At 39.3% G+C, this 26,919-nt stretch carries 36 protein-coding genes; 19 read left to right on the top strand and 17 right to left on the bottom strand.

Going from position 1 to position 26,919, the window contains the following annotated elements; genetic code table 11:
• Window positions 1-14: 14 nt before the first annotated feature.
• Both ACFX4G_RS09765 and ACFX4G_RS09760 read right to left on the bottom strand, forming a co-directional pair.
• Entirely contained in the window at window positions 15-371 is a 357-nt protein-coding gene (locus ACFX4G_RS09765; RefSeq protein WP_097822777.1) for a nuclear transport factor 2 family protein, read from the bottom strand.
• Between the two features lie 101 nt (window positions 372-472).
• Complete coding sequence (locus tag ACFX4G_RS09760; RefSeq protein ID WP_230183395.1) at window positions 473-1,018, bottom strand: CBO0543 family protein; 546 nt, start codon at window positions 1,016-1,018, stop codon at window positions 473-475.
• 283 nt (window positions 1,019-1,301) lie between these two features.
• Between ACFX4G_RS09760 and ACFX4G_RS09755 the strand changes: the two genes are divergently transcribed.
• Window positions 1,302-1,958 (top strand): DUF975 family protein, encoded by a 657-nt coding sequence (locus ACFX4G_RS09755; RefSeq protein WP_043981401.1) that lies wholly within the window; start codon window positions 1,302-1,304, stop codon window positions 1,956-1,958.
• A gap of 114 nt (window positions 1,959-2,072) precedes the next feature.
• A complete protein-coding gene (locus tag ACFX4G_RS09750) occupies window positions 2,073-2,486 on the top strand; it encodes a DUF1259 domain-containing protein (RefSeq protein WP_377574359.1) in 414 nt (137 codons plus the stop codon).
• Between the two features lie 185 nt (window positions 2,487-2,671).
• On the opposite strand, the gene ACFX4G_RS09745 is transcribed toward ACFX4G_RS09750, so the two are convergent.
• The 3 genes from ACFX4G_RS09745 to ACFX4G_RS09735 all read right to left on the bottom strand — a co-directional run bounded on the left by ACFX4G_RS09745 (window position 2,672) and on the right by ACFX4G_RS09735 (window position 6,074).
• Window positions 2,672-4,570, bottom strand: coding sequence for an endonuclease MutS2 (locus ACFX4G_RS09745; protein ID WP_377574356.1), 1,899 nt, complete (start codon window positions 4,568-4,570; stop codon window positions 2,672-2,674).
• Window positions 4,571-5,022: 452 nt separating this feature from the next.
• Complete coding sequence (locus ACFX4G_RS09740; RefSeq protein WP_162214571.1) at window positions 5,023-5,352, bottom strand: AzlD domain-containing protein; 330 nt, start codon at window positions 5,350-5,352, stop codon at window positions 5,023-5,025.
• The gene (locus ACFX4G_RS09735; protein ID WP_377574353.1) at window positions 5,349-6,074 is read right to left on the bottom strand and encodes an AzlC family ABC transporter permease; all 726 of its coding nucleotides are present in this window, start codon (window positions 6,072-6,074) and stop codon (window positions 5,349-5,351) included. The genes ACFX4G_RS09740 and ACFX4G_RS09735 overlap by 4 nt, the downstream gene beginning before the upstream one ends.
• 95 nt (window positions 6,075-6,169) lie before the next feature.
• On the opposite strand from ACFX4G_RS09735, the gene ACFX4G_RS09730 reads away from it, so the two are divergent.
• Window positions 6,170-6,721: a helix-turn-helix domain-containing protein gene (locus tag ACFX4G_RS09730; protein ID WP_043981398.1), complete on the top strand. Its 552-nt coding sequence runs from the start codon at window positions 6,170-6,172 to the stop codon at window positions 6,719-6,721.
• A 35-nt stretch (window positions 6,722-6,756) separates the two neighbouring features.
• On the opposite strand, the gene ACFX4G_RS09725 is transcribed toward ACFX4G_RS09730, so the two are convergent.
• Window positions 6,757-7,440, bottom strand: a complete 684-nt coding sequence (locus tag ACFX4G_RS09725) for a TerC family protein (protein WP_043981397.1) — start codon at window positions 7,438-7,440, stop codon at window positions 6,757-6,759.
• Window positions 7,441-7,862: 422 nt separating this feature from the next.
• Between ACFX4G_RS09725 and ACFX4G_RS09720 the strand changes: the two genes are divergently transcribed.
• Window positions 7,863-9,023 (top strand): Ig-like domain-containing protein, encoded by a 1,161-nt coding sequence (locus tag ACFX4G_RS09720; RefSeq protein ID WP_377574350.1) that lies wholly within the window; start codon window positions 7,863-7,865, stop codon window positions 9,021-9,023.
• Window positions 9,024-9,082: 59 nt separating this feature from the next.
• Here the strand turns inward: ACFX4G_RS09720 and ACFX4G_RS09715 are convergent, their stop codons facing one another.
• Entirely contained in the window at window positions 9,083-10,066 is a 984-nt protein-coding gene (locus ACFX4G_RS09715; RefSeq protein WP_377574347.1) for a LacI family DNA-binding transcriptional regulator, read from the bottom strand.
• Between the two features lie 160 nt (window positions 10,067-10,226).
• Here ACFX4G_RS09715 and ACFX4G_RS09710 point away from each other — a divergent pair, with 160 nt between their 5' ends.
• Window positions 10,227-10,706: an RrF2 family transcriptional regulator gene (locus ACFX4G_RS09710; RefSeq protein ID WP_377574344.1), complete on the top strand. Its 480-nt coding sequence runs from the start codon at window positions 10,227-10,229 to the stop codon at window positions 10,704-10,706.
• An 18-nt stretch (window positions 10,707-10,724) separates the two neighbouring features.
• Entirely contained in the window at window positions 10,725-11,108 is a 384-nt protein-coding gene (locus ACFX4G_RS09705) for a nuclear transport factor 2 family protein (protein ID WP_097822784.1), read from the top strand.
• A 35-nt stretch (window positions 11,109-11,143) separates the two neighbouring features.
• Here the strand turns inward: ACFX4G_RS09705 and ACFX4G_RS09700 are convergent, their stop codons facing one another.
• Window positions 11,144-11,968 carry an SPL family radical SAM protein gene (locus ACFX4G_RS09700; protein WP_377574340.1) on the bottom strand — a complete coding sequence of 275 codons (825 nt, stop codon included), beginning with the start codon at window positions 11,966-11,968 and terminating at the stop codon, window positions 11,144-11,146.
• 436 nt (window positions 11,969-12,404) lie between these two features.
• Between ACFX4G_RS09700 and gvpA the strand changes: the two genes are divergently transcribed.
• From gvpA to ACFX4G_RS09650, 10 genes are all read left to right on the top strand, one after another.
• Window positions 12,405-12,683, top strand: a complete 279-nt coding sequence (gene gvpA, locus ACFX4G_RS09695; protein WP_013057921.1) for a gas vesicle structural protein GvpA — start codon at window positions 12,405-12,407, stop codon at window positions 12,681-12,683.
• Between the two features lie 23 nt (window positions 12,684-12,706).
• On the top strand, window positions 12,707-12,970 hold the full coding sequence (locus ACFX4G_RS09690; RefSeq protein WP_013057922.1) for a gas vesicle protein GvpO: 264 nt from the start codon (window positions 12,707-12,709) through the stop codon (window positions 12,968-12,970).
• A gap of 23 nt (window positions 12,971-12,993) precedes the next feature.
• Window positions 12,994-13,764, top strand: coding sequence for a GvpL/GvpF family gas vesicle protein (locus ACFX4G_RS09685; RefSeq protein ID WP_097822786.1), 771 nt, complete (start codon window positions 12,994-12,996; stop codon window positions 13,762-13,764).
• A complete protein-coding gene (locus ACFX4G_RS09680; RefSeq protein WP_377574337.1) occupies window positions 13,761-14,018 on the top strand; it encodes a gas vesicle protein GvpG in 258 nt (85 codons plus the stop codon). The genes ACFX4G_RS09685 and ACFX4G_RS09680 overlap by 4 nt, the downstream gene beginning before the upstream one ends.
• A gap of 9 nt (window positions 14,019-14,027) precedes the next feature.
• Window positions 14,028-14,852 (top strand): GvpL/GvpF family gas vesicle protein, encoded by an 825-nt coding sequence (locus tag ACFX4G_RS09675; protein WP_230183386.1) that lies wholly within the window; start codon window positions 14,028-14,030, stop codon window positions 14,850-14,852.
• Window positions 14,849-15,100 carry a gas vesicle protein gene (locus ACFX4G_RS09670; RefSeq protein ID WP_013057926.1) on the top strand — a complete coding sequence of 84 codons (252 nt, stop codon included), beginning with the start codon at window positions 14,849-14,851 and terminating at the stop codon, window positions 15,098-15,100. The genes ACFX4G_RS09675 and ACFX4G_RS09670 overlap by 4 nt, the downstream gene beginning before the upstream one ends.
• Entirely contained in the window at window positions 15,090-15,374 is a 285-nt protein-coding gene (locus tag ACFX4G_RS09665; RefSeq protein WP_013057927.1) for a gas vesicle protein K, read from the top strand. Before ACFX4G_RS09670 ends, ACFX4G_RS09665 begins: the two co-directional genes overlap by 11 nt.
• 14 nt (window positions 15,375-15,388) lie before the next feature.
• Complete coding sequence (locus ACFX4G_RS09660) at window positions 15,389-15,706, top strand: gas vesicle protein (RefSeq protein WP_377574330.1); 318 nt, start codon at window positions 15,389-15,391, stop codon at window positions 15,704-15,706.
• Between the two features lie 32 nt (window positions 15,707-15,738).
• Window positions 15,739-15,867: a hypothetical protein gene (locus ACFX4G_RS09655; protein ID WP_377574327.1), complete on the top strand. Its 129-nt coding sequence runs from the start codon at window positions 15,739-15,741 to the stop codon at window positions 15,865-15,867.
• Window positions 15,868-16,012: 145 nt separating this feature from the next.
• Window positions 16,013-16,537, top strand: coding sequence for a hypothetical protein (locus tag ACFX4G_RS09650; protein ID WP_377574324.1), 525 nt, complete (start codon window positions 16,013-16,015; stop codon window positions 16,535-16,537).
• Window positions 16,538-16,678: 141 nt separating this feature from the next.
• Here ACFX4G_RS09650 and ACFX4G_RS09645 read toward each other — a convergent pair whose 3' ends face one another.
• Both ACFX4G_RS09645 and ACFX4G_RS09640 read right to left on the bottom strand, forming a co-directional pair.
• Window positions 16,679-17,119: a cell wall hydrolase gene (locus ACFX4G_RS09645; RefSeq protein WP_013083968.1), complete on the bottom strand. Its 441-nt coding sequence runs from the start codon at window positions 17,117-17,119 to the stop codon at window positions 16,679-16,681.
• A 131-nt stretch (window positions 17,120-17,250) separates the two neighbouring features.
• Entirely contained in the window at window positions 17,251-17,769 is a 519-nt protein-coding gene (locus ACFX4G_RS09640; RefSeq protein WP_025751048.1) for a dihydrofolate reductase family protein, read from the bottom strand.
• A 90-nt stretch (window positions 17,770-17,859) separates the two neighbouring features.
• On the opposite strand from ACFX4G_RS09640, the gene ACFX4G_RS09635 reads away from it, so the two are divergent.
• Window positions 17,860-18,819: a helix-turn-helix transcriptional regulator gene (locus ACFX4G_RS09635; protein WP_377574321.1), complete on the top strand. Its 960-nt coding sequence runs from the start codon at window positions 17,860-17,862 to the stop codon at window positions 18,817-18,819.
• A 204-nt stretch (window positions 18,820-19,023) separates the two neighbouring features.
• On the opposite strand, the gene ACFX4G_RS09630 is transcribed toward ACFX4G_RS09635, so the two are convergent.
• A complete protein-coding gene (locus ACFX4G_RS09630; RefSeq protein ID WP_377574318.1) occupies window positions 19,024-22,173 on the bottom strand; it encodes a bifunctional cytochrome P450/NADPH--P450 reductase in 3,150 nt (1,049 codons plus the stop codon).
• Window positions 22,174-22,199: 26 nt separating this feature from the next.
• Entirely contained in the window at window positions 22,200-22,778 is a 579-nt protein-coding gene (locus ACFX4G_RS09625; protein ID WP_097822792.1) for a TetR/AcrR family transcriptional regulator, read from the bottom strand.
• Window positions 22,779-23,081: 303 nt separating this feature from the next.
• Here ACFX4G_RS09625 and ACFX4G_RS09620 point away from each other — a divergent pair, with 303 nt between their 5' ends.
• Window positions 23,082-23,450 carry a nuclear transport factor 2 family protein gene (locus ACFX4G_RS09620; RefSeq protein WP_043981384.1) on the top strand — a complete coding sequence of 123 codons (369 nt, stop codon included), beginning with the start codon at window positions 23,082-23,084 and terminating at the stop codon, window positions 23,448-23,450.
• A 60-nt stretch (window positions 23,451-23,510) separates the two neighbouring features.
• Here the strand turns inward: ACFX4G_RS09620 and cotJC are convergent, their stop codons facing one another.
• From cotJC to ACFX4G_RS09605, 3 genes are read right to left on the bottom strand one after another with little or no spacing between them, the layout of a single operon-like run.
• Window positions 23,511-24,080: a spore coat protein CotJC gene (gene cotJC, locus ACFX4G_RS09615; RefSeq protein ID WP_013083974.1), complete on the bottom strand. Its 570-nt coding sequence runs from the start codon at window positions 24,078-24,080 to the stop codon at window positions 23,511-23,513.
• A 21-nt stretch (window positions 24,081-24,101) separates the two neighbouring features.
• On the bottom strand, window positions 24,102-24,362 hold the full coding sequence (locus tag ACFX4G_RS09610; protein WP_028409289.1) for a spore coat protein CotJB: 261 nt from the start codon (window positions 24,360-24,362) through the stop codon (window positions 24,102-24,104).
• The gene (locus ACFX4G_RS09605) at window positions 24,359-24,607 is read right to left on the bottom strand and encodes a spore coat associated protein CotJA (RefSeq protein ID WP_013057939.1); all 249 of its coding nucleotides are present in this window, start codon (window positions 24,605-24,607) and stop codon (window positions 24,359-24,361) included. Before ACFX4G_RS09605 ends, ACFX4G_RS09610 begins: the two co-directional genes overlap by 4 nt.
• Before the next feature lie 201 nt (window positions 24,608-24,808).
• Between ACFX4G_RS09605 and ACFX4G_RS09600 the strand changes: the two genes are divergently transcribed.
• The gene (locus tag ACFX4G_RS09600) at window positions 24,809-25,171 is read left to right on the top strand and encodes a transporter (RefSeq protein WP_377574314.1); all 363 of its coding nucleotides are present in this window, start codon (window positions 24,809-24,811) and stop codon (window positions 25,169-25,171) included.
• A 52-nt stretch (window positions 25,172-25,223) separates the two neighbouring features.
• Here the strand turns inward: ACFX4G_RS09600 and ACFX4G_RS09595 are convergent, their stop codons facing one another.
• Both ACFX4G_RS09595 and ACFX4G_RS09590 read right to left on the bottom strand, forming a co-directional pair.
• A complete protein-coding gene (locus ACFX4G_RS09595; RefSeq protein ID WP_043981382.1) occupies window positions 25,224-25,853 on the bottom strand; it encodes a LysE family translocator in 630 nt (209 codons plus the stop codon).
• Between the two features lie 27 nt (window positions 25,854-25,880).
• Window positions 25,881-26,714, bottom strand: coding sequence for an AraC family ligand binding domain-containing protein (locus tag ACFX4G_RS09590; RefSeq protein WP_097822796.1), 834 nt, complete (start codon window positions 26,712-26,714; stop codon window positions 25,881-25,883).
• Window positions 26,715-26,919 lie beyond the last annotated feature (205 nt).

Raw genomic sequence — 26,919 nt, 5'->3', positions numbered from 1 at the left:
CCGAATAATCTTATTTATTGATCACCGTTTGTCACTGTGCCTTGATGGAAAAACAAACGCCACTTTTCTTCTCTTTTTCGCCAAATAGAACTGCGAAGCGTCTTTTTTTCTGCCGTATGGTTCATAAGATGATAGGTAGTTAATACGCAGTCAGGAGACAATACGTCTATATGAAAATGAGAGATTTCGAATACATCTGGCGAGAGTACATGATTGTTATTGTAATCTTTTCGTTTCCATACCGTGCCCGAACTGCCAAACTCCACGTAATCATCTGCAAGAATGTTTGAAAGCTCTTTAGCAGAGGTTCGTACTTCTGATTTTAAGTGCATGCATTCTAATTCATAAAATATTTGGGTAGCGTTCTCCATTTTTTATTCATCTCCTCTTACGCCTATTATAAAGAAATAACGCGTTATTTTCATACAAACAAACCATACTCATATCCCGTATAGATATAAGTATGGTTTGTTCAGCTGATTCTATAGCGTCTATTCTTACCTGCCATCCAATCGCTAATGATTTTCACCACAATTCCTATGATAAATACTGTGAGAAAAGAATAAAAAATTGTCCAGTTCAGCAATTCATATAAATGCAGCGCTCTAAATAGCGGAATACCTATAAAAGCAATAATGGCAGAATTAACGGCATGTGCGATGAAGAAAAATTTCCATTTGCTAAAAAATTGGTAGACGAGTGCGATACTTACCGGAATAATAGCAAAGTCAACCGTATTGAAGCGATCTGTAAACGGAAGCATCTGGTGAGGATAGCACCACAGGTTAAAAAATTTCCCGAATTCATCTACCAAACCGACTATGTCAAAACTGATAAAAAAAACGAGAAGCATAAAAAAGAGGCGCTGTCTATCAATAAAAAAGTAAAAAAGTAGCAAAAAAAGAGCGTTTATCACCACTATGAGCCACCATTGAAAACTAAAAAGATCTTGATGAACCCAATAAGAAAATTCCTTTTCATTTAAGACTTGTTGCATCATTTTGATCATTTCAAACATAGAAATCCCTCCTATCTTAGAAAGTCTGTCCATGAGAGTTTCACTTCGTACTAAAATAAAGCATCTCACACAGTGCTTTTGCACCTCCTCTTTCTTCAAAAGCAGATTGTACCTATTTAGCGATTTCTATCTGTCTAGTGAAAATTTTCCGCAGGATCTTTGCTTTTCATCTCAGAACCTATTGACTATTATTTTCATTTCATACAAAATTAACAATTGTGCATGGTTTACATGTTAATACGAGCAAAAAGATACTGTTTTGCAACATTAAAGGAGGAACAACATGAACATCGGTACGATTAAAAGAGAAGCTAAAGCTTCTTTAAAGAATCGCTGGGGACTTGCGATTTTACTGACGGTGGTGACGTACGGAGTATATACGCTTCTGCCTATTCCATTTGAAATTGTGGCAAGCGGCGGCTATGACAATTGGATGAAAGATGAATCTGATTCGGCGTCATGGATTTCAACTGCCTTTGCTATTGTCTTTTCGCCTCTTCTCATGGCGAACTACTGGGCATTTTTAGGTTTGGCGCGAGGTGAATCTGTCCGATTGGGACATTTGTTTAAAACATTCCAAGACTTCGGTCTTTATGTAAAGTCACTAGGAATTTATGTACTGATGACTCTTTATGTGATGCTGTGGTCACTGCTTTTACTGATTCCTGGAATTATCAAAGCACTGGCATATTCACAAACGTACTATATTTGTAAAGACAATCCTACTTACTCGATGAATCAAGCGATTACAGAAAGCCGCAGGTTGATGAATGGTTATAAAGGACAGTACTTCCTGCTGCTACTAAGCTTTCTTGGCTGGTTTTTATTAAGTATTATTACACTAGGAATCGGCTTTTTATGGTCTATTCCATACCTTTCTGCTTCACTTGCCCGTTTTTATGAAAATTTGTTAAATGAACGCTCATCGCATGCTGAATAATAAAAAAATCCTCTTCAACGTGAAGGGGATTTTTTTATAAGAACACTGTTTGCATAAGTGAAGCTCTGATGTCATAAAGCTTACTAAGAGTCTAGAAGAAAGGCAGGAGCTTATATGTATACTACAAATGAAATTTGTCAGCAGTTTGGCCAGATTTTAAACGCTAAAAGCAAAATTAGTCCAACAGGATGCTCAGTGTCTCTTAAAAGAAGCTTTCAAGCTCATGTTCAAGGGCGGAAAAGCAGCTCTGTCGTTCCTGTTGGTGTATCATTTGAAGCGATAGACGCACAGGGAAATGCGTTAAACTTGGCTGAGATTGCTATTTTACAAGAAGAAATCCCCCGTTTTACAGAAGCTGCTGCGCGGCAAGGTCTTATCGTAAGCGCTTTGCATAACCATTGGCTTTTTACAGAACCGGTCCTTATGTATCTTCATATTCAATCTGTCGAGCCTCCTTTACATTTTGCGAAAAAAATGGCTTTTTGTTTTACAACCCTCAAGAGTCTTCCCGTTCCGACAAATGAATAATTTATTAAACGCATCTCTCAGGTATATTAGAGAGGTGAAAGGTGTTTTTTATACCTATAGATTACTAATATAGCTAAAGGAAACCTCCTTATCTTTTAAGTCATTAACAAAAGGGCGCTATGTATTTTTGAGAAGCTGCATAAAAACAAAACCCAGCACTTTCTTATAAGTGCTGGGCTTCTGCTTTATCTATTTTCGCGTATATCTTTTTCAATTTTCCGCAATGCTTTTTTTGATCCTCGCTGCAGATCATGCTGCTCTTTTCGATCTTTATAGCTAATAAATAACGAATCGAGGTCATAGCCTTCGGGATATAATTCAGCAGCTTTGATTTCAAGAGCTACTCGCTTAATGTTTACTTCAATTAACTCATTCTGATAGAGTACGACTATATTGTTTGTGTTGTCTTTAGACTTATACACAATCGCATGATTTTCATAATCTAACAGTTTGACTCGATCTCCCATTTGGTATTCAACACGGTCTTTTTTCTTTTCCTTCAAAATAGTTGGTTTTTTTATTTTATTTTCTCTGACGACTTCTGTATCATACGATTTGCTTTGCATATAGAACTTTGCTTTTTGTAAAATCTCTTCTTCTACCTTCATCTTCTTTGAAATCCAAAGCGCATTGCTTTCTCCAGATGTGCCAATTAACAGCTGATACAGCGGTTCTAATGTTTTACTGTTGAACTGCATCGCGGCATTCATAAAGTCAGGATGAATTTCTGAGAAACGCTTAATTTCTCCGTAATGCGTAGTCGCGACCGTTATGCAGCCCATATGATAAAACTTTTCTAAGATTGCAATCGCAAGTGCAGCTCCCTCATTCGGTTCGGTGCCGCTGCCAATTTCATCGAATAGGAGCAGCGTATTGTTCGTTGCTTTTTGCAAAATAGCCGATATATTTTTCATGTGTGAGGAAAAGGTGCTCAGCGCATTTTCAATACTTTGGTTGTCGCCGATATCAACAAAAATATGTTCAAACAATGCAATTTCTGTTCCTTCATCAGCTGTAATATGAAATCCTAACATTGTAGCGAGTGTCAGTAGCCCAATCGTTTTTAAGACAACGGTTTTTCCTCCTGCGTTAGGTCCGGTAATAATTAAGCTTCGATAATTCTCGCCAATTTCGAAGTGAAGCGGAACAATTTTACCAGTTAATAGCGGGTGATATGCGCCTTTTAAATGAATATATCCATAATCATTAATTTTAGGTTCGATTCCGTCTGCCTGTTTACTGTATTTTGCTTTGGCAAACACCATGTCGTATTGGCTAATTAGCTCTAAATTAATATGAATATCAGCTAGCTTCTCTAACACTAAACCTGTTAAAAACGCTAAAATTTGATATTCTTCTACCTCTTCTTCTGCTTTCAAAATCGCTAGTTCCGCATTCAGCTTTGTAATAGATGCCGGCTCTATGAACACTGTCGACCCTTTAGAAGATGTTTCAACAATCGTTCCTCCAACATGATTTTTATAGGATGCCTTGATCGGAATCGTATAGCGGTCTCCTTTTTTACTGATGAAGAAGTCTTGAATATACTCTTTGTTTTTCCCGTTTCGTAAAAATTTCGCAAGCTGTTCTGAAATCTTCGCTTCCGTTCCTTCTATATGTCTTCTGATACGCTTGAGCTCTTTGCTTGCCGCAGCGTCTACTTTTCCGGCTTTGATCGCAAAATTAATTTCCTCTTCTATACCTGTCAGTTCTTTCATCGAATGTGCATAGGAACTTAAGAGCGAAGCAAAAAATTCTTTATCCACCATATATTGTTTTACTTTTCTGCAGCCTTTTAAAAAATCGGATACGCGTATTAGCTCTTCGGGCTCTAAAATCATGCCTTTTTCAAGCTTTTCGATGACTCTTCCTATACCTGAGACACCTGATAGCGGAAGTGATTTCTCAGCATCTAGAAGGCTTCGTGCTTCCGTTGTTTCTTTAAGTCGGTTTTTTACTGTTTTAAGAGATGTGCTCGGCTGAAGTTTATCCATTAATTGTTTTCCCAGCTCACTTACGCAGTGAGATTTTACGATTTCTTTTAATTCCTGATACTGCAATTTTTCAAATGTCATCGTATTCATGGTTTTTCTCCTCACTATGATTTGTCATCACATATGAAGATACCTATTTATTAGAAGGCAATGAAAAAGGTAAATAAAAAAAGCTGTGGTGATCCCACAGCTTTTTGCGTTCATAAGGTGTCTAAACACATATCACAAAAGAAAGCTTTGTAAAAACAGAGGCCTCTTTCGCGACAAATGCCGAACCCTTTATAAAGCATTGTAGGTATCTTCATAGGCAGTGAAATAAATCCATAAGCAAATAAAGGGTACCTTCCTTCTCCAAAAAATACCCGTCTTGCTTATTTAATTTATTTCATTCAATTGTTCCTATTTAGATACTACTCCGCTCATAAAAGCACCTCATCTATATTTTAGTTTTCATTGGCTTCTAATTTACACTCTTATCATACTATATGAAAAAGCGTGCGTAAAGGAGACAGTAAAAAAGCTCAAGAGCATAACTTGAGCTTTCATGACAAAAGAAAAAAACGAAGCAGCGCCATCATTCCAACTCCGCTAATAACGGTGATGGATAAGCTTTTGGTTTTCAGGGCAATCAGTAAGGTTGGAATGACTACGATAATGACGGGCCAGTTAATATTTACGCTGTCATCTACTTGAATGATAAAGTTTTCTACAACAAGTGCGGTTAAAATACAAATAGGAATATAGGATAGCCATTTTAATACGGGTTCTGGCAGCGCGATGTTACGTACAACTAAAAACGGAACAATGCGAGGAACTACGGTAACAAGGGCACACCCTAAAATAACGATGAGTGTTGGGTAGTGGATGCTCATTTATCCGTCACCACCCCAATTGTCGCTACAATAATCGTTGAAATCAATACGGCCACATGTGAAGGTACGAAAAAAGATAGCACAATCATAATAATTGCCATATAAAGAATTAAACGTAAGTAATGATTAAGCTTTGAAGGCAACACGCTTTCGATTTGTAAAACAAGCAGAGCTAAAAACATAGCTGTTAAGGCAAAATCAAACCCAAAGGCTTCCGGGTTAGATAGCATATGGCCAAAAATAGCTCCTGTCGTACAGGCGATAATCCAGCTGACGTAAGCCGTTATATTTAATCCGTTCATCCAGCGGTCATTAATTGGCTCACCTTTTGCAATTTTACTTGAAGACACCCCAAATGATTCGTCCGTTAGAAGGGCTCCAATTCCGACGTTTTTTAATAACGAATATTTTGTAAATTCAGGCGCGACCGTAGCGCTCAAAAGAAAGTGTCGTAAGTTTACAATAAATGTTGTGAGAATAATAGCTGAAATCGAGCTGTTTGCAACCATCAGTGCACAAATAATAAACTGTGCTGCCCCTGCATACACGAGCGCTGATAATAAAGCAACTTCCATAACGGAAAGATGCGAGGATACTCCAACGATCCCAGCCGCAAGCCCTATACTTATGTAACCGAGTAGCGTAGGGATACAATCCTTAGCCCCTTGTCTGAACGTTAAGTCCATTTTTTCTCTTTGCTGTACTGCTTTTTCTGCAATCACCGTACTCCCTCCTTTTCTGCTATATTATACATCTATACGTTATATTAAACAACGGTATGTTATACTATCTTTATAATAATTAAAGGAGTACAACAATGGACGCGATTCAAGATATTATTGCTAAAAATCTTGTTAAATTACGAAAAAATCGAAATTTGACGCTTGATCAAGTTTCCGAATTAACCGGTGTTAGTAAAGCAATGCTTGCACAAATTGAAAAGGGTAAATCCAGTCCCACGGTTACCACGCTTTGGAAAATCGCCAACGGCCTTCAAGTCTCTTTTTCTGTATTTATGAAAGAAGACACCCCGGATGTGCAGAAAGTAAGCATAAAACAGCTAGATCCCATCATGGACAACAAAGGTGATTACTTAGTATATTCTTTTTTTCCTTATCATCCGGAAAAAAAGTTTGAAATTTACATCGTCACATTAAAGCCTGGATGCGTGCACGAAGCGAAAACTCATTTAGGAGATGAATACTTACTTATTAAAGAAGGCGAATTAACGGTTCGTTTTGAAAATGAAGAACATGAATTAGTCTCGGGAGATGCTCTGCATTTTTCAGGAAATACCTCTCACAGCTATATCAATTCTTCTGAAGAAGAAGCAAGCTTTTTTTTGCTTATGCACTACCCCGAATCATAAAAAAAGAGCGTACGGATCATCCGTACGCTCTTTTTTTAAGCTGCGTGGGCTTGTTCTTTTTTCATTTTTTTGTTTTTCATGTACCCAATGCCTACAACTGCAATAGTTAAGATAACTTGAACAGCGAGATGTAAAGCTGTGTTTGGAACAAATCCGCCGATAATTTTATCTTCAACAATCATTTTTCCAGCAGACCATGCAAGCATCGCCGCTCCAGCGTAAATGATAATCGGAAATTTTTCCATTGCTTTCATAATAAAGCTGCTTCCCCAAATAATAATCGGAATTGAAATTAATACACCAATCATAATCGGGACAAATTCGTGAGCTACACCTGCTAGAGCTAATACGTTATCTAATGACATGACCGCATCTGCGATAATGATCGTTTTAACCGCGCTCCATACCGTTGCTCCACCTTGAGGATTGTCGCCGTGATCGTGATTGTCCGCTAATAATTTATATGCAATCCACACTAGCATCAAACCGCCGACCGCTCCGATTAATGGTATTTTCAATAAAGGGACAATAATAGCCGCAAATAATAATCGAAGACCAATCGCGCCGCCTGTTCCAATTAAAATCGCTCTTTTTTGTAAATCTTTTGGTACGTTACGAGCCGCCATTGCAATAACAATTGCGTTATCCCCGCTTAAAATTAAATCAAGAAAAATAATTTGCAGCAAACCTTGCACTGATACCCCAATTAGTTCCTCCATAGTTACCTCCACCTTCTCTTTTTATGTAACGTTTCTCCTCTAAATGTCCGAGCCTTTTCCTCCTTTTTTATAATTGAATACAAAAAAGACCCTTACCAAATAAGCGGTAAAGGTCTTGCTAACAACATAATGTCGCCAACAAAGCCGAGAGATAATCTCTGTAATGACGACTTTGCTGTTAAAGCTACTCCCCTTTAGGAGATACGTTCAATTATTTGTTTGTATTTACACCACTTATACTATAGCATCTCCTACATTCTGTCAATCGTTTTTTTATTCACTTTCAATTTAGTAAAATTACTGTCGCTTTTCTAGAAAGGATGTCGAAAAATGAATATAAAAACCTGTAGTTGTATTCGCTTTCTTACAGTATGATAGATTCAGTTCTATAGTCTTATATTTTAAAGGAGGAAAATAAAAATATGAATAAAAAAGGTATAATATCCCTAGTTTCTGCTGGTTTATTAGCATCAACACTATCCGTTCAGTCTGTTCAAGCAGATACCAATAAAAGTGAAAGTGTTTCAAAAAAACTAATAGACCAGCATATGGACAAGCCTCTTCAAAAAAAGAATCTAAATCAACGTGTACTTAATGATTTAAAAAGCGATGCAACTCATTCCTTAGAAAAAGCTCCTTCTCTTTCTTCATCTCAGAATTCAAAACAAATGAACAGCTCCTCTGCAAACGATGATCCACTGTTTGAAAAAGAGCCAAATAATGATTTTAACAAAGCTAATAGTTTGCCAAATGAAAAAACAATCATCGGACAAATGCTTCCTATGTATGACGTTGATTTTTATAAAGTGAATGTCCCTGCTAAAGGCGCACTGCTTGTAGCTGGGACGACCAATTCTCTAGCAATTGACCTTGCCTTTACAGCAGCTGAAAAAGACTTTAAAGATAACAAGAATTTAATCTACCAAGGCTCAGACTATAGCGATGGAGTCGAAGTTCAAGTCTATCAGGTAAATAAATCAGGAACATATTACATAGGCGCCACTGATTATGAGTTTGATGATGATTACGACGATAATACCGTGGATGATCTATATGCTCTGAGCACAGCATTCGTAGACAACGTCGCTCCAGATAAACCAGCCGTAAACAAAGTCGGTAATAATGATAAAGTGGTTACGGGAAAAGCGGAGGCTTCTTCTACTGTAACAGTTAAGGCTGGCAGCAAAACGCTCGGATCTGCCAAAACGTCTTCTAAAGGCACATTTTCTGTTAATATAAGTGTTCAAAAAGCCGGAACAACTCTTACCGTAACGGCTAAAGACAGCGCCGGAAACGTAAGTCCAAGCGTTTCCACGAAAGTAGCCGATGTCGTAGCGCCTAATAAGCCAACTGTCAATAAAGTCGATGATAATGATAAAGTGGTTACGGGAAAAGCGGAGGCTTCTTCTACTGTAACAGTCAAAGCGGGCAGTAAATCGCTTGGATCTGCCAAGGCTTCTTCTAAAGGAACGTACTCTGTAAAAATACCAGCGCAGAAAGCAGGCACTACTCTTACAGTGACGGCCAAAGATGTTGCGGGGAATGTTAGCAGCGGAGCGACAACAAAAGTCGTGAAGCATTAATCAAAGAAGGAGGTGACTATGGTCACCTCCTTCTTTGATATAGTTAAAAAATCGTTTTTTTATACAAAGCGGTTGTCAACGCTTTCTCTTTCAATCAATTCATAGTTAGAAAGTGTAAGCTTTTCAACTTCTTCTCCGTTGACTAGCTTAATAATTCGCTGTGCCCCCATTTGTCCGGCTTCTTTATAGTAATATTTTACGGTTGTTAAGCTAGGATGAATCACACCCGTAATTTCGTAGCCTCCAAAGCCAGTAATGGATACATCTTCCGGAACGCGAAGTCCGTTTAAATAAGCTGCCTTTAACGTGCCAAGTGCAATGTTATCGGTCGCACATACAATGATGGACGGATTAAATTCTTTCATCACAGCCGTGGCGGTCCCGATTGCATCGCTCATGTTAAAGCTTGTTTGATAACAGCGGATCTCGCAATCTCTGTCTTTAAGACCTTCCTTTACACCTTCTTTTCGCTTTACACCTACAGCTATGTCTTTTTCGGTTACGCCTAAAAAAGCGATTTTTTTATGCCCCTTTTCTCCTATGTACCTTCCAATGTCGCATGCCGCCTCGTAGTCTTGGTGAATCAAACTGTGGACTTCTTCGTGCTGCTGTCCAATTAGCAAAACGGGAATTGAAATTGTGCGGAAAGCTTCCAAATGAGCTTTTGTAATTTGAACGGCAAGAAGAATAATACCTGCTACCTTCTGCTTAGCCAGCGTATAGATATTTTCGATTTCTCTTTCTAAATCTTGATTAGAATTGGAAATAATCATTTGATAGTGGTGGTCTCTAAGTTCTTGGTCAATACCATCTAATGTGCGGGAAGTCGCAAAAGAACCCATGCGCGGAACAATTACACCAATGATGTTTGTTTTTTTTGCTTTTAAGCTTTGGGCAAACGCATTTGGGCTATAGTTTGTTTCTTTAATAATCTCTTCGATTTTTCGTTTCGTCGCATCGCTCACAGACCCTCCGTTAAGGTAGCGGGATACAGTGCTTTTTGCTACTCCTGCAAGCCGAGCGATATCTGCAATAGTTGTCATTCTCTCATCTCCGTATTTTGTTGCTGCTTCTTTCACAGTATACACGAATATCGCGCGTATATTAAGTAACTGCTTTACTTTTTGCTTCATAAGCGGTATGATAATCTAAACATAGATAATCATTATCCACGTTGTACACATAAAGCAGGAGATGATGTTTTTGCATATGAAAACAGGCGTTGAGCAATCGGTGTATGCCATTTTGCTACTTACGTTTTTACCTGAAAAAGCTGTGTTGCCAGGAGATGTCATCAGCACTCAGCTCGGGAGCTCGCCTACGTATTTTCAAAAGCTTCTTCGCAAACTGGTTAGCGCTGATTTACTTGCTTCCGTTCCTGGTAGCAAAGGTGGATTTCGCTTAAAGAAAACGCCGGAAGAAATTCGTATTTATGACGTATACGTAGCCATTGAAGGTAAGCAGTCTCTTTACTCATCAAGCGGTATTTTTCACGACATGCTTAACTTAAAAGACAAAGACATTTGCTTATTATCCGATTTAATGGAAGAAGCCGAATCTTCGTGGCAGTCTATCTTAAAACGGCAAACCATTGCTACGCTCACAAATGAAATTAACAAAAAATGTCCGAAAGAAAACCTGGACATGCTAAAAGCAACAGTAGAAGAAAAAATGGTGCTGTAGCACCCAAAGGAGATCATCATGGAAAACTTAAATAGATATTTTGATTTATTCGATCAATCACGTACAAGCGAACAAGCATTTGAAGAATTAGTGGGGCTTTTTTCAGCCGATATCGTATTTGTCTTAAACGGCCACGAAAAGCAAGGCATTGAAAACTGGAAGCTGTTTGTGAAAATGGTGTTTAAAGAAAATGCTGATATTAAGCATATGTTCGAAGGCTGGAAAGCAGTTGAAGGTACAGATAAGTTTGAAACGCCTTGGGCAGTATGCGGAAAACGTGCATCTGGCAGCGTCTTTACTCAAACGGGAAAAGATATTGCTAAGCTAGATGAAAACGGGAAAATCAGCTATTTAGAAAACGTACCTGACGACACGAACATGTTTGATACGTATAAAAACTAATATAAAAAAGAAGGGCTCTTCTAGCCCTTCTTTTTTTACGGGGCAAATCCCTCTTGAGACAGATAAATCATCGAAGAAGGATAAAATTTTTCAAAATAACGAATGGCTTTGACATGAATGTCTTTGTCATACCAGTCTAGGAAACCGTACTTCTCAAATAATTCCGGCATCCCTAGCCTTTTAGACGTTTTACCTAAGGAACCGTCTCCTAAGTACAAGGTATCAATGCAAATTCGGTCCATCATTCCTTCTATTTTTTCAGGAAATTCAGGTGTAAAAGGAAGCATTGGAGCAATGGTTACTTGCGTTGAAATTCCGCTTTCTTTTACCTTTTTTAACGCGTTCATACGAAGTTTCATCCCCGGAGCATAAGGAGAAAAAATTTGCTTTACATCTTCTCGGTCCGTTTCAACAGTCATCGATACGCGAAGATCACATACTTTTTGAAGCTGTAAAAACAAATCAATATCCCTCGTCACAAGTGGCGACCTTGTTTGAATCAATAAAAAATCAGGCGGATGATTGATCATCGTTTCTAAAAGGGCATGTGTGATGCCTGCTTTGCGCTCAGCAGGCTGATAGGGATCTGTCGCTGAAGACATAAAGATGCGCACCGGCTGCTCTTTTTTTCGCAGTTTTTGTATTTCCTTTTGATAGACTTCAGCTGCGTTGACTTTAAGCTCTAGCCATGTTCCCCACTCCATCTCTTTAAAACGCTGAATTGGGAGCTCTCGCACGTAGCAAAATTTGCAGGAAAATGCACATCCGGCATACGGATTTAAACTATGAGTATAACCAGATGCTAAAAAGCCGGTCGCTTTTGTTAAAATACTTCTCGAAACCACGTCTCTTTTGTTCATCTTTCTCACCTCGTTGTCCAATAAGTATATCAAGTTCGCAAATGAAAAAACTACTTTCCACATGGAAAGTAGCCCTTTATGTTTTCAATTCATCAACTTTGATTTTCTTTCTTTTCACTTGTCGTTTCAAGTAAAGAGGTTAAATATGAATTTAACTCAAATTGGTCCTTTTCAATAAAATCAGATAATACCGGCTGCTCTTCTTTTCTCATCTTTCTCCACTCCCTTTGTTTTTTATGTATGTGTTTTCATTCATCAATGGATAAAAGTAATGTACTTAACTCTACCCGTATTAAAACAAAAATAATCATGGTATTTTATACTATTTTTTAATTTATGCACGTTTTATTTGTATATTTTTTACAATATCACACACATTAATAGCAAGATTAGCAAACGTATATATTTTACTATGCAACATGAGAGGAATTTCATCATGACGATTAACAAATCAAACGATTGTTCTAGTCTAGCTGAAGTAGTTGACCGCATCTTAGATAAAGGCGTGGTAATTGACGTATTCGCTCGTATTTCCGTTATTGGTATTGAATTAATTACCATCGAAGCTCGAATCGTTATTGCCAGTGTAGACACATGGCTGAGGTATGCCGAGGCAGTTCGGCTGCTTCATAATGAAAGAGAAGATTTTCTTTCTTCGAATAACGGCGGAAAAAAACTTGAACAGCTAAACCTTTTACAAGATTTAGATTTATAAACTCATAAAGGTGGGTTAGAGAAGTGAAAGTAGCCGAAATTATGGAATCCGTGACTGATTTTTTTAAAGAACACGTTGCTCCTCCTCACCGAATTATTTCGTATGAATCGATTCAAAATGGAGGATGGAAAATAACACTTGAAGCATTTGAAGAACAGGAGTATATGAGGCGCTATGCAAAAGATGAACTGCTTGGTATCTATGAAGTGCTGGTCAATAAGCAGCACAACATTACGTCTTTTTCACGCACCAGCCTGCGCTATCGAAGCTCTCCAGCAGAGAAGTAAGCTGATTATTTTAATGGAAAGGAATGAAACAGAAATCAATGAGTGAAGAAACGGGCATTTATATTTTTTGCAGTATTCCCGCCACCGAGGCGCATACGTTTGGCAGCGTCACGATTGATCAGCAAGAAAGAGCTACTTTTACCATTCATTACCGAGATGCAGCTATAGTGGCTGCTGCCTTTCCTCTTAAAATTTATCATCCTACAAAAGAGAACGTCACAGCGCACCAGCAGGTGATTTCCAAAGTAATGAATGAGCATGATTCGGTCATTCCAATCAGCTTTGGCAACGTGTTTCATAGTCAACAAGATGTTGAAATGCTGTTAGAAAACTTATATCCACAGTTCGCCTCTCTTTTCCCACAGTTAAAAGGAAAAATAGAAGTCGGACTAAAAGTAATTGGGAAACCGGACTGGCTGAAACAAAAAGTGAATCAAGATTCTTCTTTGCAGCAAGTACGAAACCCGCGTTCTGCCAGTGCTGATTTTTATAAACAAATTGCGCACGGAGAAACAGCTCAGAAATTCTTTTTAAAGCTTCAGCACGACTGTAAAAAAGAGCTGTATCAACATTTAGAACCGATAGCTGAAGCGTCGAGACTCAATCCTCCTATTGTCGAAACAATGCTTTTGAACGCTTCTTTTTTAATTGACCGAGAAAAAGAAGCAGCGTTTGATGAACGTGTAAATGACCTGTATGAAAAATGGAAGCACAAAGCCGATTTTAAATATTCCGGACCGTGGGCTGCTTATAACTTTATTAATATTCAACTAAAGGTAGAAGAGAATGTATGATTCATAAACTACTGCTGTCTCCTGTTACGCTCATTGTAAAAGTCGGACAGAAAATCAAGGAAGAAGCGGATAAAGAACTTTACGATGTCTCTTTTATTCAGCAAAAAATCGTTCATCTTCAAATGATGTATGAGCTTGGAGAAATACCAGAAGATGCATATATGGAAAAAGAAAAAGAACTGCTGCTGAGGTATGAAGCAGCAAAAGAATATGAATTAAAAAGATGGGAATCAATGGCGAAGAAACAAAAGTGAGGTTAAAAGATGGAAAAGCTCATTTATTTATATGGTCTAGTTCCAACCGAAGAAGCTAATGAAATGCCCTTTCCTTCACTTGAAGGTATGGATCAGAACAACCCTATCTATGCTCTTTGCTTTGATGACATTACCGCATTTGTATGCGACTTGCCAAGCGATGAGTATTCGGAAGAAATGCTGAAAGAAAAGATCGAGCACGATATGAAATGGCTGCAGGACAAAGCCATGCATCACCATGAGATTCTTCTTTTCTTACAAAGTCACTACACGCTTCTTCCCATGAAATTTTGTACGGTCTACAAAAGCAAGGATAGCTGTCAAAAAAGTATTGCTGATAACAAAGAAAAAACCCTCTCTTCTCTTCAGCTTTTAAAAAGATCTGAAGAATGGAATATAAAAGTGTATGCCCATACGAATTCTTTAAAGAACTATCTGCTAACGAACAATGAAACGATCCAAAAGAAAAAAGAAGAAATAAATACGCTGCCTCCAGGCAGGCAGTTTTTTGAACGTAAAAAGATAGAAAGGCTGATCGAAGAAGAGACAGAAAAAGAACAGCTTTCGCTTTGTGATCACTTGCACAGTGAGATAAGCCCCTACGCCGCTTACCACACAATCAAAAATAACTGGAGTCAAAAAATAACCGGCGAGAGCTACAGCATGTGCTGGAACAGCATCTACCTTCTTTCAAAGAACAATGTAGAATCATTTTTAAAAGCCATTAGCGACAAGCAAACGTTTTATAGTGAAATGGGACTGAACATCGAAGTAACGGGACCATGGCCTGCTTATCATATCGACACTCTGCGCTCGGAGAAAGATGCGGGATGACATCGCTGCGAAAACAAACGCTGGAGCAAAAGGACATCGCCCTCATTGATATATTAGATGTGATCCTCGATAAAGGAATTGCCATTAAAGGTGATTTATTGATTTCAATTGCCGGAATTGATTTAGTCTATCTTGATTTGCGGGTATTGATTTCTTCTGTAGAAACGCTGATAGGCTCTCATGATCGTCAAATCATTTCTTCTCAGCAGCTTGAACAGGAAACGGAGGCGTTGAGAAATGGAAAATAACCTCAAACGAAACGGCCGCATTGAGCTGAGTGCGGAAAATGCTGAACAAGGCCTAGCGCAGCTTGTTTTAACCGTCATTGAATTACTGCGGCAGCTCATTGAAAAACATGCGATTCGCCGAGTCGACAGCGGAAACCTGACGGACGCTCAAATCGAAGACCTGGGCGTGGCGTTGATGAAGTTAGAGAACAAAATGGAGGAGCTAAAATCAGTGTTTAACTTTACAAATGAAGATTTAAATATTGATCTAGGTCCCCTAGGAAAAGTGCTATAACAAGGAGTGAAAAAATGGCGGCGGAACATAACGGGCATCTGGGCACCATTGTAGAAGTATTGGAAAAAGTATTAGATAAAGGTCTTGTTATTGCTGGAGATATTAAAGTGCAAATTGCTGATGTTGAACTCTTAACAATCAAAATCCGGCTGCTTGTCGCTTCTATTGATAAAGCAAGAGAAATTGGCATGGACTGGTGGGAAACAGACCCTTACCTATGTTCAAAAGCAAATCACTCTTATCAAAAACTCCAGGCGGAAAATGACAGTTTAACGCAGCAAGTGGCATCTTTAACGCAGCGAATTCAAGATGATTTGCTTTCGCTTGATTAACAGCTCACTTTATATAAGGAGGAATAACAAACATGAATCCTGAACAAAAATCTACGCTGTCTCCTATTTCACAAGAGCAGCAAAGCCCCGATACTCGGCTAACGGAAAAAGAAGAGCGTATGCCCGAGTATACGCATACTTCGCTTAATCCAGATTCATAGAACCAAAAGAGAAATGCTTCGGCATTTCTCTTTTGAATGTTTCTATACTTTTCTTCATTAATCATGACATTGAAACAAATGGAGGTAAATACAATGAACATAGCGAATGAGTACCATTATCTATCAATTACAAAGGAGAACGAGCATGAAGAAAAGAGCATTTGGAGTAGTCTATACTCTTTTAACGCTGTTCATTTTAGGTGCCTGCAGTACCGAAGACGTTGTGACAAATAATTCTGATCCAAAAGTTTCTGTTTCTACTACAGTTAAACCGCTGACGAAAAAAGAATTTAGTGAAGTTGGAACATCAGGGTTAACAAGCCCTTCAAAAAAAGATTTTCACAAAGTACATATGACCCTTACCTTACGCGGCACGGATTACCTGTCGAATATTCAAGTTAAGCTACCTAACTATAAAGAAGCTTTTAATAACATCAAAGACGATCAGCAAATAAGATATTGGTTTGGCAACGGTGCAGATGAAGAGCAAGAAAATAAAAACATCTATACAAGAGAATTTGTCCTTTATACGAAAGGCTTAAACGATCAGCAAATTAAAGAAATTTTATCAGCAGCTAAGGTAAAGACGTCCTGGGTGGTAAAGGATACAAAAGCGAAGGATCAATCCGAATTTGCTGCTGGTAAAAACATAAAATTTGAAGCAAAATGAGAAATGCATCAATTAGCAAAAGCCCCCTTTATTAAAAGAGGGCTTTCTCTTATTATATGAAGAACGACTACCTTGTCACCTGCAGCTAAAGGTTTGGATTTGAGGCCAGACTTTCAGAATGCAGCATATTTTCTAAGCTATCTATCCGTTATAAACGCTAGCGCATGTTCCGGGCTTTGGCTCGTAGTAACAGTGATTTTTGTATTGACCAGAAGCGGGTTGACCGTACCAGGTTGGAGGGCATGGAGCGGATGGATTAAAGTACCACAGTGCATATTTCCCCGGGTGTTCTCTCCAATAATCCAAATTCTTTTTGGCTAACCTTTTTTCAACACCTCTTGCTCTTTGATAAAATACGTTTCCTTTTTGAACAGCTTCGAACGAATAGTTGCCTCCCTGCACCTGATAAATAACTTGCGGAACGGATCTTAAATTCTTGAAATCTAAACAGTTTGCTTTAAGACGATTTACAATGACATTTCCAACATACAGCATTCCTTGTTTTCCTTCGCCTTCAGCTTCTGCTCTCATCATCCTTGCCATTAAAGCAACGTCTGAATCTCGATAATTTACTCTTGGCATTTTTTCACCCCAAAAATATACTATGAAAAAAGGACGCTCTTGATGTCACTGCCCCTAAAATAACAATAGCTGGATGTTAAATACACGATGAGCACACTGACACTGCAGAAAGAGTTTTTATTACGAAAAGCTTATTCTTTTTCATAATAAAGCTGAGCAATTTGCCCGTACTGTTTTATATCGGTAAGCTTCAAGTTCATTTCGGGAATTCCTCGTTTAAACAGCGGAATACCAGCCCCAAGCAAAACGGGAATGACCGATATAATAAATTCATCCACCCTCTTTGCTGTTAAGAAATCAGCGAGAATATCAGCGCCTCCCACCAGCCATATTTTTTTAGTTTCTTGACTGAGGTTGTTGAGAAATAACGCCACGCTTTCGTTTATAAACTCGACATATTGATCTTTTCCTTGAGCTGAGCGGCTAAACACGTAGCATTTTTTACCGAGATACGGAAACTCAGGTGTGAGCTTCAGCACGTGGTCGTACGTAGCTTTTCCCATAACAACCGCATCACACGTTTGATAAAACGCTTCGTAGCCGTTGTCTCCCTCTCCTTCTACGCTTTCCAGCCAGTCAATCTCTCCGTTTTCTCTTGCAATATATCCGTCTAAGCTTGCCGCAATATATACGACGATTTTTTTCTTCATTCCCTTTTCTCCTTTCAACTTTACTGTTTCTGTATGATATCATCTTAATACGACACTTTTTGTCATATTAAAAGAAAAAGGTGAAAATAAATGGCTAAGTCTAGACGGCTTGTTGATATGCTCATGTTTATTAATACAAAAAGAACGTTTACGGCAAAAGAACTAGCGGAGGAATTTGGTCTTTCCGTGCGGACCGTCCAGCGCTATTTACTGGACTTAAGTGAATTAGGGCTGCCTCTTTACAGTGAAAAAGGGCGGAGCGGCGGTTACAGAGTGCTAAAAAATCGTATTCTCCCTCCCATTTTGTTTACGGAAGAAGAAGCTATTTCTATCTTTTTTGCTTATCAAGCTCTGCAGTATTATCATGACCTTCCGTTTGATGCAGGAATTCATGCGGCTCTTCAAAAATTTTATGTGTACCTGTCTGAGGAAACAAAGAAAAAAGTAGATAAAATGAGTGCTCATATTGCGTTTTGGAATCCTAAAAGAAACCTTGACACTCCTTATTTAAAAGAGCTTTTAGAAGCAAGCCTTGCAGGAAAATATATTGAATTTCTTTATGATTCAAAGGCGGGTCAAACAAGAAAAGAAGTCAAACCCCTTGGAATTTATGCTCATAACGGTTTATGGTACTGTCCTGCTTATTCCTTCAATAAACAAAAAGTGTTATTATTTCGAGCGGATCGTATTCACTCGTTAAAAGTTTTAGAAAAAGACGAAAATATGTCTCTTACGTTAAAGGAATGGCTTGAAACAGAACCGGTAAACTCACAGCCGATTTCGTTAAAAGTAACCTTGACACACGAAGGCGTTCGTCAGTGTAAAGGCGTTTCGTGGCTTGAAAATCATGTGAGGGTGGCGCGTGATGGGAATGGCTATATCGATACAATAACTGATGGAAATGAAATAAACTACATGGCTTCTTTTTTCTATACCTTAGGGGCTCATGCTTTTATTGAAGAACCTCAGAAGCTAATTGAAAAAATCTGCTGTCACGCAGAAGAAACGTTAAGACGCTATAAAAATGAAGTGGGGACAAAAGACGAATAAATGGGAGAAATGAACTCGTATAAATCGTTTTAGGCACCGGGGTTGATCGGAGTGCAAGACTTCGCCTTGCACTCCGATCAACCGCTACAAGTCACTAAATAGATGAAATCTACGTTCACTCTACCAATAAAAAGATCCGAACGATTCATCGTTCGGATCTTCCTTCAACCAACTAAACTACTTTTATCCTAGCCTCTTTTTAATTTACCCAGCCCACACGTCTTTTGCGTATCGGCCTTTTTCTTCTAGCTGCTGCAGCCATAAGCGAGCGTCTGCTTCACTCACTTGGTGAACGTCAGCATAGCTTTTCATAAGCGTTGCTTCAACGTCAGGTGCCATTTGGCCTCCGTCTCCGCAAATATAGAAGTGCGCTCCTTGATCAAGAAGTTCAATCAATTTCTTGCCGTCTTGTTCCATCACGTGCTGAACGTATGTTTTCGGCTGATTTGGCACGCGAGAAAAAGCGGTATGAAGCGTAATGATGCCTTCATTTTGGGCGTTTTCAAGCTCTTCTTGATACAGATAGTCTTCATGAGGTGAACGGCAGCCGAAGTATAAATGCGCTTCTCCAAGCGACTGTCCTTGTTCTTTTAGCTGTTTGCGAGCCTGCACGAAACCTCTAAACGGCGCGACGCCTGTTCCCGGTCCGACCATGATAAGCGGCGTTTCAGGGTCTTTTGGCAGCGTAAATCCTGACTGCGGTGTGGAAATAAAGCACGTAATCGTATCTCCTTCTTGCAGCTCGGCAAGATAGTTCGACGCAATTCCTTTATATTCTCCATATCCGCTCCACGCTTCTCCTGAGACAACGCTGACCGTGATGCTTGCTTGTTTTTCATCGACACGAGGTGATGAAGAAATTGAGTAATAGCGCGGGCGTATGCTTGGCAGAAGGGCGATAAATTCGCTGAACTCCATTTCACACGCCGAGTATTTTTCAAGCAGTTCAAGCATTGTTAAACGTTTTGCCAGCACTTGTTCTTTGTAGGCTTGCTTTTCAAGCAAGGCTTCAAGCTCTACTTTATGCGGCGGGCAGACCGTTATAGCAGCCATTGCGCGAAGCTGCGTGCGCGTAACAGGATCTTGAAGCTCCACGTATTGCAGAAGCTCTTCTACTGATACTGTTTTAGCGAGTGGCAAATGAGCTAATTTTTCTTCTTCTGCTTCCAGACGGATTTGCTGTGATGCATCTAGACCGAACCTTGCTGTTACACGGTTTACTATTCCTTCATAGTTGCGAGGAATAACGCCTAAATGATCTCCTTCTTGATAAGAAGCTTCTTTTGGAAGTTCAATTTCAAGATGACGCGTGCTTCGTGCACTGCCTGGCTGTTGAAGTTCTTTGCTTGCTACGACGTTCGCTGAAAACGCACCGTGCATTTTCGCAAGCGGCATATCCGCGGCGCTGTCGACGAATTGAAGTGAAAGTGTAGATTTATTATCTTCACTGTTTTCAATGTCGAGGTTAAAGTAGGCTGCTACATCACTCCACATATGTTCACGCCATTCTTCATATGTGCCTTCAAAGTCGTCGCTTGCATCTGCTTCACCGCGGTCAGCGATGTTTTCTGCCCCTTTAGCGGCAAGCGTTTCATCGATAAAAGCAGGCACTTTTTGATACGTTGTCGCCCAGTTTTTATCACCGCATCCAAATACGGAGTAGCGAACGCCTTTTACTTCATCAGCAGACGCTTGGTCTAACCAGTCGACAAATTGCTTTGCGTTATCAGGCGGGTGTCCGTTATAAGACGCCGTTACAATTAATACAGCTCCTTCGCGGGGAAGATTTCCGGCGTGCGAATCAAGGGTAGCGACCCGTGGTGCGAATCCTTTGCTCATTGCAATATCTGCTAAATCACGCGCCGTTCCTTCAGCTGTTCCCATATTTGAACCGTATAGCACAAGCAGCGGCGTATTATGAGCGTTTTCTGCCTTTTTGCGTACTTTTTTAGCAGACTGTTCAGTGCTAGGTGAAGGAATACCGCCAAGCGGAATTTTTTTCGATTTTGCTTTTACCACAAAGCCTTCAGGTTTTAACGTTAAAGTTTCTTTAATATCCAGCTCGTAGTTTGTATGATCTTCAAAGTCAAAGTGTTTTAGCATCATACCAAGTACAAGCGTTGCTTCATGAAGAGCGAACTGCTGACCGATACACGCACGCTGACCGTTTCCAAACGGTTTAAACGCATGCTGCGGAATCGCACTTGGATTTTCAAAACGCTCTGGACGGAACTCTTCCACATCGTCTCCCCAAATTGTTTTATCACGGTGAAGCTGAGGAATCAGAACCATTAGTTCGTCGCCTTTTTCTAAAGGATATTCTCCTCCAAGCACCGTATCTTCTTTTGCATATAGGGAAAACGCAGGAGCCGTTGGCCATAAGCGCAGCGCTTCGTTTAAGACCATGCCCACATATTTAAGCTGTTTGACTTGTTTGTAGCTTGGAACAGGATCTACTAGAACTCGTGCTGCTTCTTCTGCTGCTTTTTGTAATACATGTGGATTTTTCACTAAGAAATACAGCGCAAATGATAAAAGACCGCTTGTTGTTTCGTGTCCCGCAATTAAGAATGTAATAATTTGATAGCGAATGTTCTCGTCATCAAGCGGCTCACCTGTTTCTGGATCTTTTCCGTTTAGCATATGTGTTAACAAATCATCGCTTTGTTCACCGCTTGCTTTGCGATCTGCAATAATTTTATCTACTAGGTTGTTCATTACCTTGATATCTTCTTGAAACTGGCGCTTGTTTTCATCATAAGCTGGGTCATCTGGATTTGCTCGCTGCAGCTTGTTCATCGATTCATCCAGTGCACGGACCATACTCGTAATAAACGGATGCGGCTGATCTCGGTAAAAGCTGTTAAAGCGGTAGTTAAAGCCGCAAAGACCGATTGTATCAAGCGTTAAACGCGTCATATCTTCCGGTACTTCAATATGCTCATCTGCATTTAGACGCTCCCACTTTTGAATAAGCTGCACGGCGATATCGACCATCATCGCATGATAGCCTTTCATTGCCTGCTGACTGAAGCTTGGAAGTAAGATATTATGCGCTTTTTTCCAATTTTTTTCGTGCGTCCAGCTTGTAAATAACCCGTCTCCTGCAAAATCACGTACAAATTTAAGCGCTTGACTTAAGTTTTTATCAAAACGTGATTCATCGCATGCTTCTTTAATTAGACGCTGACTTGATAAGTAACGCGTTACACGGCCAGGCGCCTCGAATTTAAAGATTTCTCCTAATTCATCCGCAATTTTCATCAAAGCTTGAACCGGTTTATCTGTGTTTAATAACGGTAAATTTTTAAGCTCTCCAAACGTTTTTGGCTGAGGCATTTCTTTAATTGTCATGTTATCCCTCTTTCACTTGTTAAGTTTCATGATTGTCTGCTAAGTGCTGCCCAAAGACTCTCTTCTACACCAGTAAGAAGTTCATTAGTTAAAGATAAGTAGTCATTTTCAATCATTTCATATACTTCCATGAAACTTCCAAATAAAATAGCAATTAGCGCATTTTCAGGAAGATTTCTAATCACACCTTGCTTTTGTCCTTCTCTGAAGAACGTGCAAACAAATTCCACCAGCTTTTGATATGCGAAGCGGCTCTCTTCCGTTAAAAAAGCTCCTTGGCTATGAGTTTTAATAAATCCAAGAGCACGAGGATGATTTTTAGTAAATGTCACCATACCTTCAAAGATATGATGAAACCCATCTCGGTATCCATCTCTTTCGTTTGCCAGACCGCTTTCAATGCACTGTAAAAACTCGTTTACGTGCTGTTGAAATAATTCATTTACAAGGCTTTCTTTATTTTTAAAGTAGCGATAAATTGTTCCTGCTCCTACTTTGGCATTTTCTGCAATCATTGGCATCGTGGTTGCATCAAACCCTCTTTCTGCAAACAGCAGAAGCGAAGCAGAAAAAATCGCTTTTTGTTTTGTTGGAGTAGATTCCACTTTATCACCTCTTTCTAAAAGCGGAATGAACGTTCATTCCGATACAATTACAAGTATAAAAAACTGCATCTTAATAGTAAAAAGATAACTAGAAAAGTGGAAAGAAAAGGTTCTTTCACTCTAACTTTCTACCATTTAAAGGTAATTAACCGAGTCTTTCAGAATCTTTAGTGCTTACAGAAAATTAGTCCACTTATCCCCTCTATTAACATAATTTAGTAAAACTTATTAAGGACAGAAGTTTAAAGGAAAAGCAACGTGGAAATAGAAAAGAGTTACACAAGGCGTAAAGGAGGATTAAAAATGAATCAAGCAAGAGTTATAGAATACGAAGAAATGCTTCGCTCAGCCATGCTTTCTAATAACATAGAGCTATTAGAAGAATTACTTTCAGATGAGCTTATTTTTGTGAATCACCTTGGGCAATGGTTGTCAAAAGAAGAAGATATAAATGTTCATCGTTCAAAAAGTCTTGATATAGCGGGCATGGAAGTGTTGGAACAAGAAGTTAAACTGTTTCAAGAACTTGCCGTTACGATTACAAAAATAGCGTTGAATGGGGCACTGGCAACCGGTGAATCGATCGGAGGCGAATACAGCTATACGCGAGTTTGGAAAGATGTTGAAGGGAAATTAAAGGTTGTTTCTTGTCACTGCAGTTCTAGCGTATAATCGACGCTGCCATAATAAAAAACATCCCTCCTGTACTAAGAGGGATGTTCCTTTTGCTCGTTAAAAGATTTTCTTTCTGTCTCTGTCATCTTTTAAAATCTCCACGGCCTCGCGGAACCGCTGTGAGTGAACAATCTCTCTTTCTCGTAAAAATCGTAAGCTATCGTTTAAATCAGGATCATCTGATATATCAATTAACCATTGATATGTAGCTCTTGCTTTTTCTTCTGCAGCTATGTCTTCATAAAGATCTGCAATCGGATCTCCTTTTGCCTGTATATAAGTAGCTGTAAACGGAACCCCAGCAGCATTATTGTAATAAAGTGCACTATCATGGTTCACGTAGTGTTCTGCTAATCCCGCTGCCTTCAGCTGCTCCGGCGTTGCATCTTTTGTTAGCTTATAAATCATCGTAGCAATCATTTCAAGATGAGCAAACTCTTCTGTTCCAATATCGTTTAGCAGTCCAACAACTTTATCGGGAATTGTATAGCGCTGATTCAAATAACGAAGTGCTGCTGCAAGCTCTCCGTCCGCTCCCCCGTATTGTTCCATTAAATATTTGGCAAGCGTTGGATTACACGTGCTTACTTTCACTGGATACTGCAATTTCTTTTCATACACCCACATATAGCTCCCGCCTTTATCTGCTTATATTTGCCATGGCCAAGGGCTTGTTCCCCAGCTCCACTTTCCGTCGGTATAGCTGTTTCCATATTGCTGAAGCGGCCCGTACTTTGTTTCAAAGGTTCTTTTTAACTGCATAGCCTGCTGCGCGTATTCGTTAAACTGCTGCATAGCCTGCTGGTCATTTGGATGGGTATCTAAATACAGCGTTAATTCTACTAGTGCAAAATCAATCGCCTGTATTTCTTCTAAATCCTGATAGTACTCCGGAGGTAGATTTTTCATTCTTCATCCCTCTTCTTATCTTTGTATGGATTTTCATAGTAGTCCCAAAAAGCCGGCCACAGCGTTCCTTTTTTTAGCGCTTCTTTCGGTGAAAACTGCTGCAGATTCGGCGGCTGAAATCCCATGTATAATTGAGGCGGCGTAGAATAATATTTAACTCCTATCGGCCGGCAAGGATCATAGATACTGTGGAAAGGTTGATAGGTCTTAACCGGTGTAAACATCTTTTTTGGATTGTTATCCATGAAAAGTCCTCCTCTAAAAACACACTCTGTTTTATCCTATTCAGCTTTTATCGAGTTCATGAAGGAATTTATTTCCGACTTAGGAACCAAACTTTTCTTCATAAAAAAGACCTATGTAAAAAACGCTGTAATTGCCCAATCCCTTTAGGCAGCTTTCTCATACTTTATAAAATAGTGATAAAAAATAGAGGTGATTAAAAAATGGACATTAACTACATGGATTTTTATTTGTACCCGACAAGATTTCCTGGACCTCAACTCCCACCCGGTCCACCTAGACCACCAGGCGGTTTACCTACACCTAGCCCGGAGCAAGCCCCAACTTCCCCTCCGCCGGCATTTATTCCGGCTCAACAAACGGCAACTCCATTTGCCGTTGACCCAGGAGCCATTTCTCTATGTCTATTCCGCAACACGTTCATATGGCTTAGAAACGGCTCTAGCTTCTGGTATTTTCCTATTTTTGTAGGCCCCCGATCGGTTGCAGGATTTAGATGGAACGGACGTTTTTGGACCATTTTCGGTGTGGATACACGACAAATTGTTTCGTTTACGTGTTTTTAAACGTAAAAAAAGCCTTATTTTTCAATAAGGCTTTTTTGCTTACTAACTACGATTACACTATTGTTCTTATTCCAAAACCAATCAGCAGCACGCCACTGCATCGTTGAAAGGCTTTTTGAAACACCGGTTTTTTAAACCATTTTTTCACGTAATCTATTACATACACCAAGATTAAAAACCACCCTACCGCTATAAGCGTCAGAATAAAACCGAGTATCAGCAGCTGTTGATTTGTGTGTGCATCCAAGTTAATAAACTGTGGCATAAACGTAATATAAACTAATACCGTTTTAGGATTAAGAAAATTACTAAGAGCCCCTTGCATATATGATTCTCTATAGCAGCGACTAGATGAAGACTTTACAGTTTTTGTTTCTTCTGAAATGGCCTCTAATGAGAGCGTATTTTTGGTCAGAAATATTCTGATGCCTAAGTAAAATAAGTACGCTGCCCCTATGTATTTAATCGTGTTAAACAGATACACCGACTGCGCAATAGCAACAGACAAGCCAAGCACAGCAATTAACGTCCAAAACGTGAGGCCTGTAGCCATGCCAAGTATAGTAAAACGTCCTGCTTTTGCTCCGTGATGAAGCGTATTTTTCATGATAAGAATTGTATCAGCACCAGGTATCATCGACATAACCAGCGCCATCAGCATGTAAGCAGCTAAATGATCCACAGCTCTTCTCTCCCTTCTAAGCTATTACTAGCATCCTGTTTTCTTTTCACTTTCAAATATTTTCATGTATTGTTTTGGCGTTAGCCCAACCTGACTTTTAAAAAATTTAGTCAAATGACTTTGATCACTGAAGCCAGTTAAAAAAGATACGTCAATCGGTTTTTTTCCTTGCTCTAGCAGCTTTTTAGCCTGATTGATTCGAATTGTTTCCAAGTAGCTGTATGGAGAGATTCCTTTTTGCTTTGTAAAAGAGCGCAGCAGCCGGTATTTGCTCCATCCAATTAGCTGACTTAACTCATCCAGCGTGATCTTGTTTGTATAGTTGTCTTCCAAATAGCTGCAGATTGTTGTGATTTCATGGGACGTGTCAACGTCTGACGAAAGAAAAGAAAGATTTGAATGATCCTGCATGAGTTCTTCCAGCAAATATAAAAATAACTCTTCTTTCTTAAACTCCCGTTCACCATTTGAAATTTGTAAATGAAGCTCTTTTAAACTAGAGACAGCATCACTTCTTTGCACCACGCTGCTGTTAAAACGCGGAAGACTTTCACTGCCGTTAATGTCAAAAACAGCTTTTTTCATCACTTCTGGCGTCACGTTAATACAGCGATAATCAAGCGTTTTGCCGTCTATTTGTTCACAGCTATGGACATCATACGGATTAAACAGCAGCAAATCTCCTGGATTAATGATGTATTCTTTGCCTTGGCAAATTAAATGACGCTGACCTTCTTCAATAAATCCAATCACATAATACTCGTGAAAATGAGCAGGAAACTTTTGCATAATCCCTTTAAAACGATAAGCTTCAATATGTAAATCGGCGTCAACGTGCGCCGTGCGAATTTCTTTTGTCATCAATGACCCCTCCTTGTCACATACTAAGCTTTTTAAGCATACCATTCACTCAAAAATTTTTCTTGTATGATATTGCAGATGAGACTTTTTTCCATTACTTTTATCCGTTCAGCTAGGGGTAGTACCAATCACTCTTAAGAGTGATTTCTCTTCTTTCCTCTAGTAATTTTTCGCTCAGATGATAAAATATAGACACATTTTATGG

Source organism: Priestia sp. YIM B13486, assembly GCF_042787865.1.
Taxonomy (GTDB): Bacteria; Bacillota; Bacilli; order Bacillales; family Bacillaceae_H; genus Priestia; species Priestia megaterium.
This window is presented reverse-complemented; position numbering and strand designations above follow the sequence as displayed.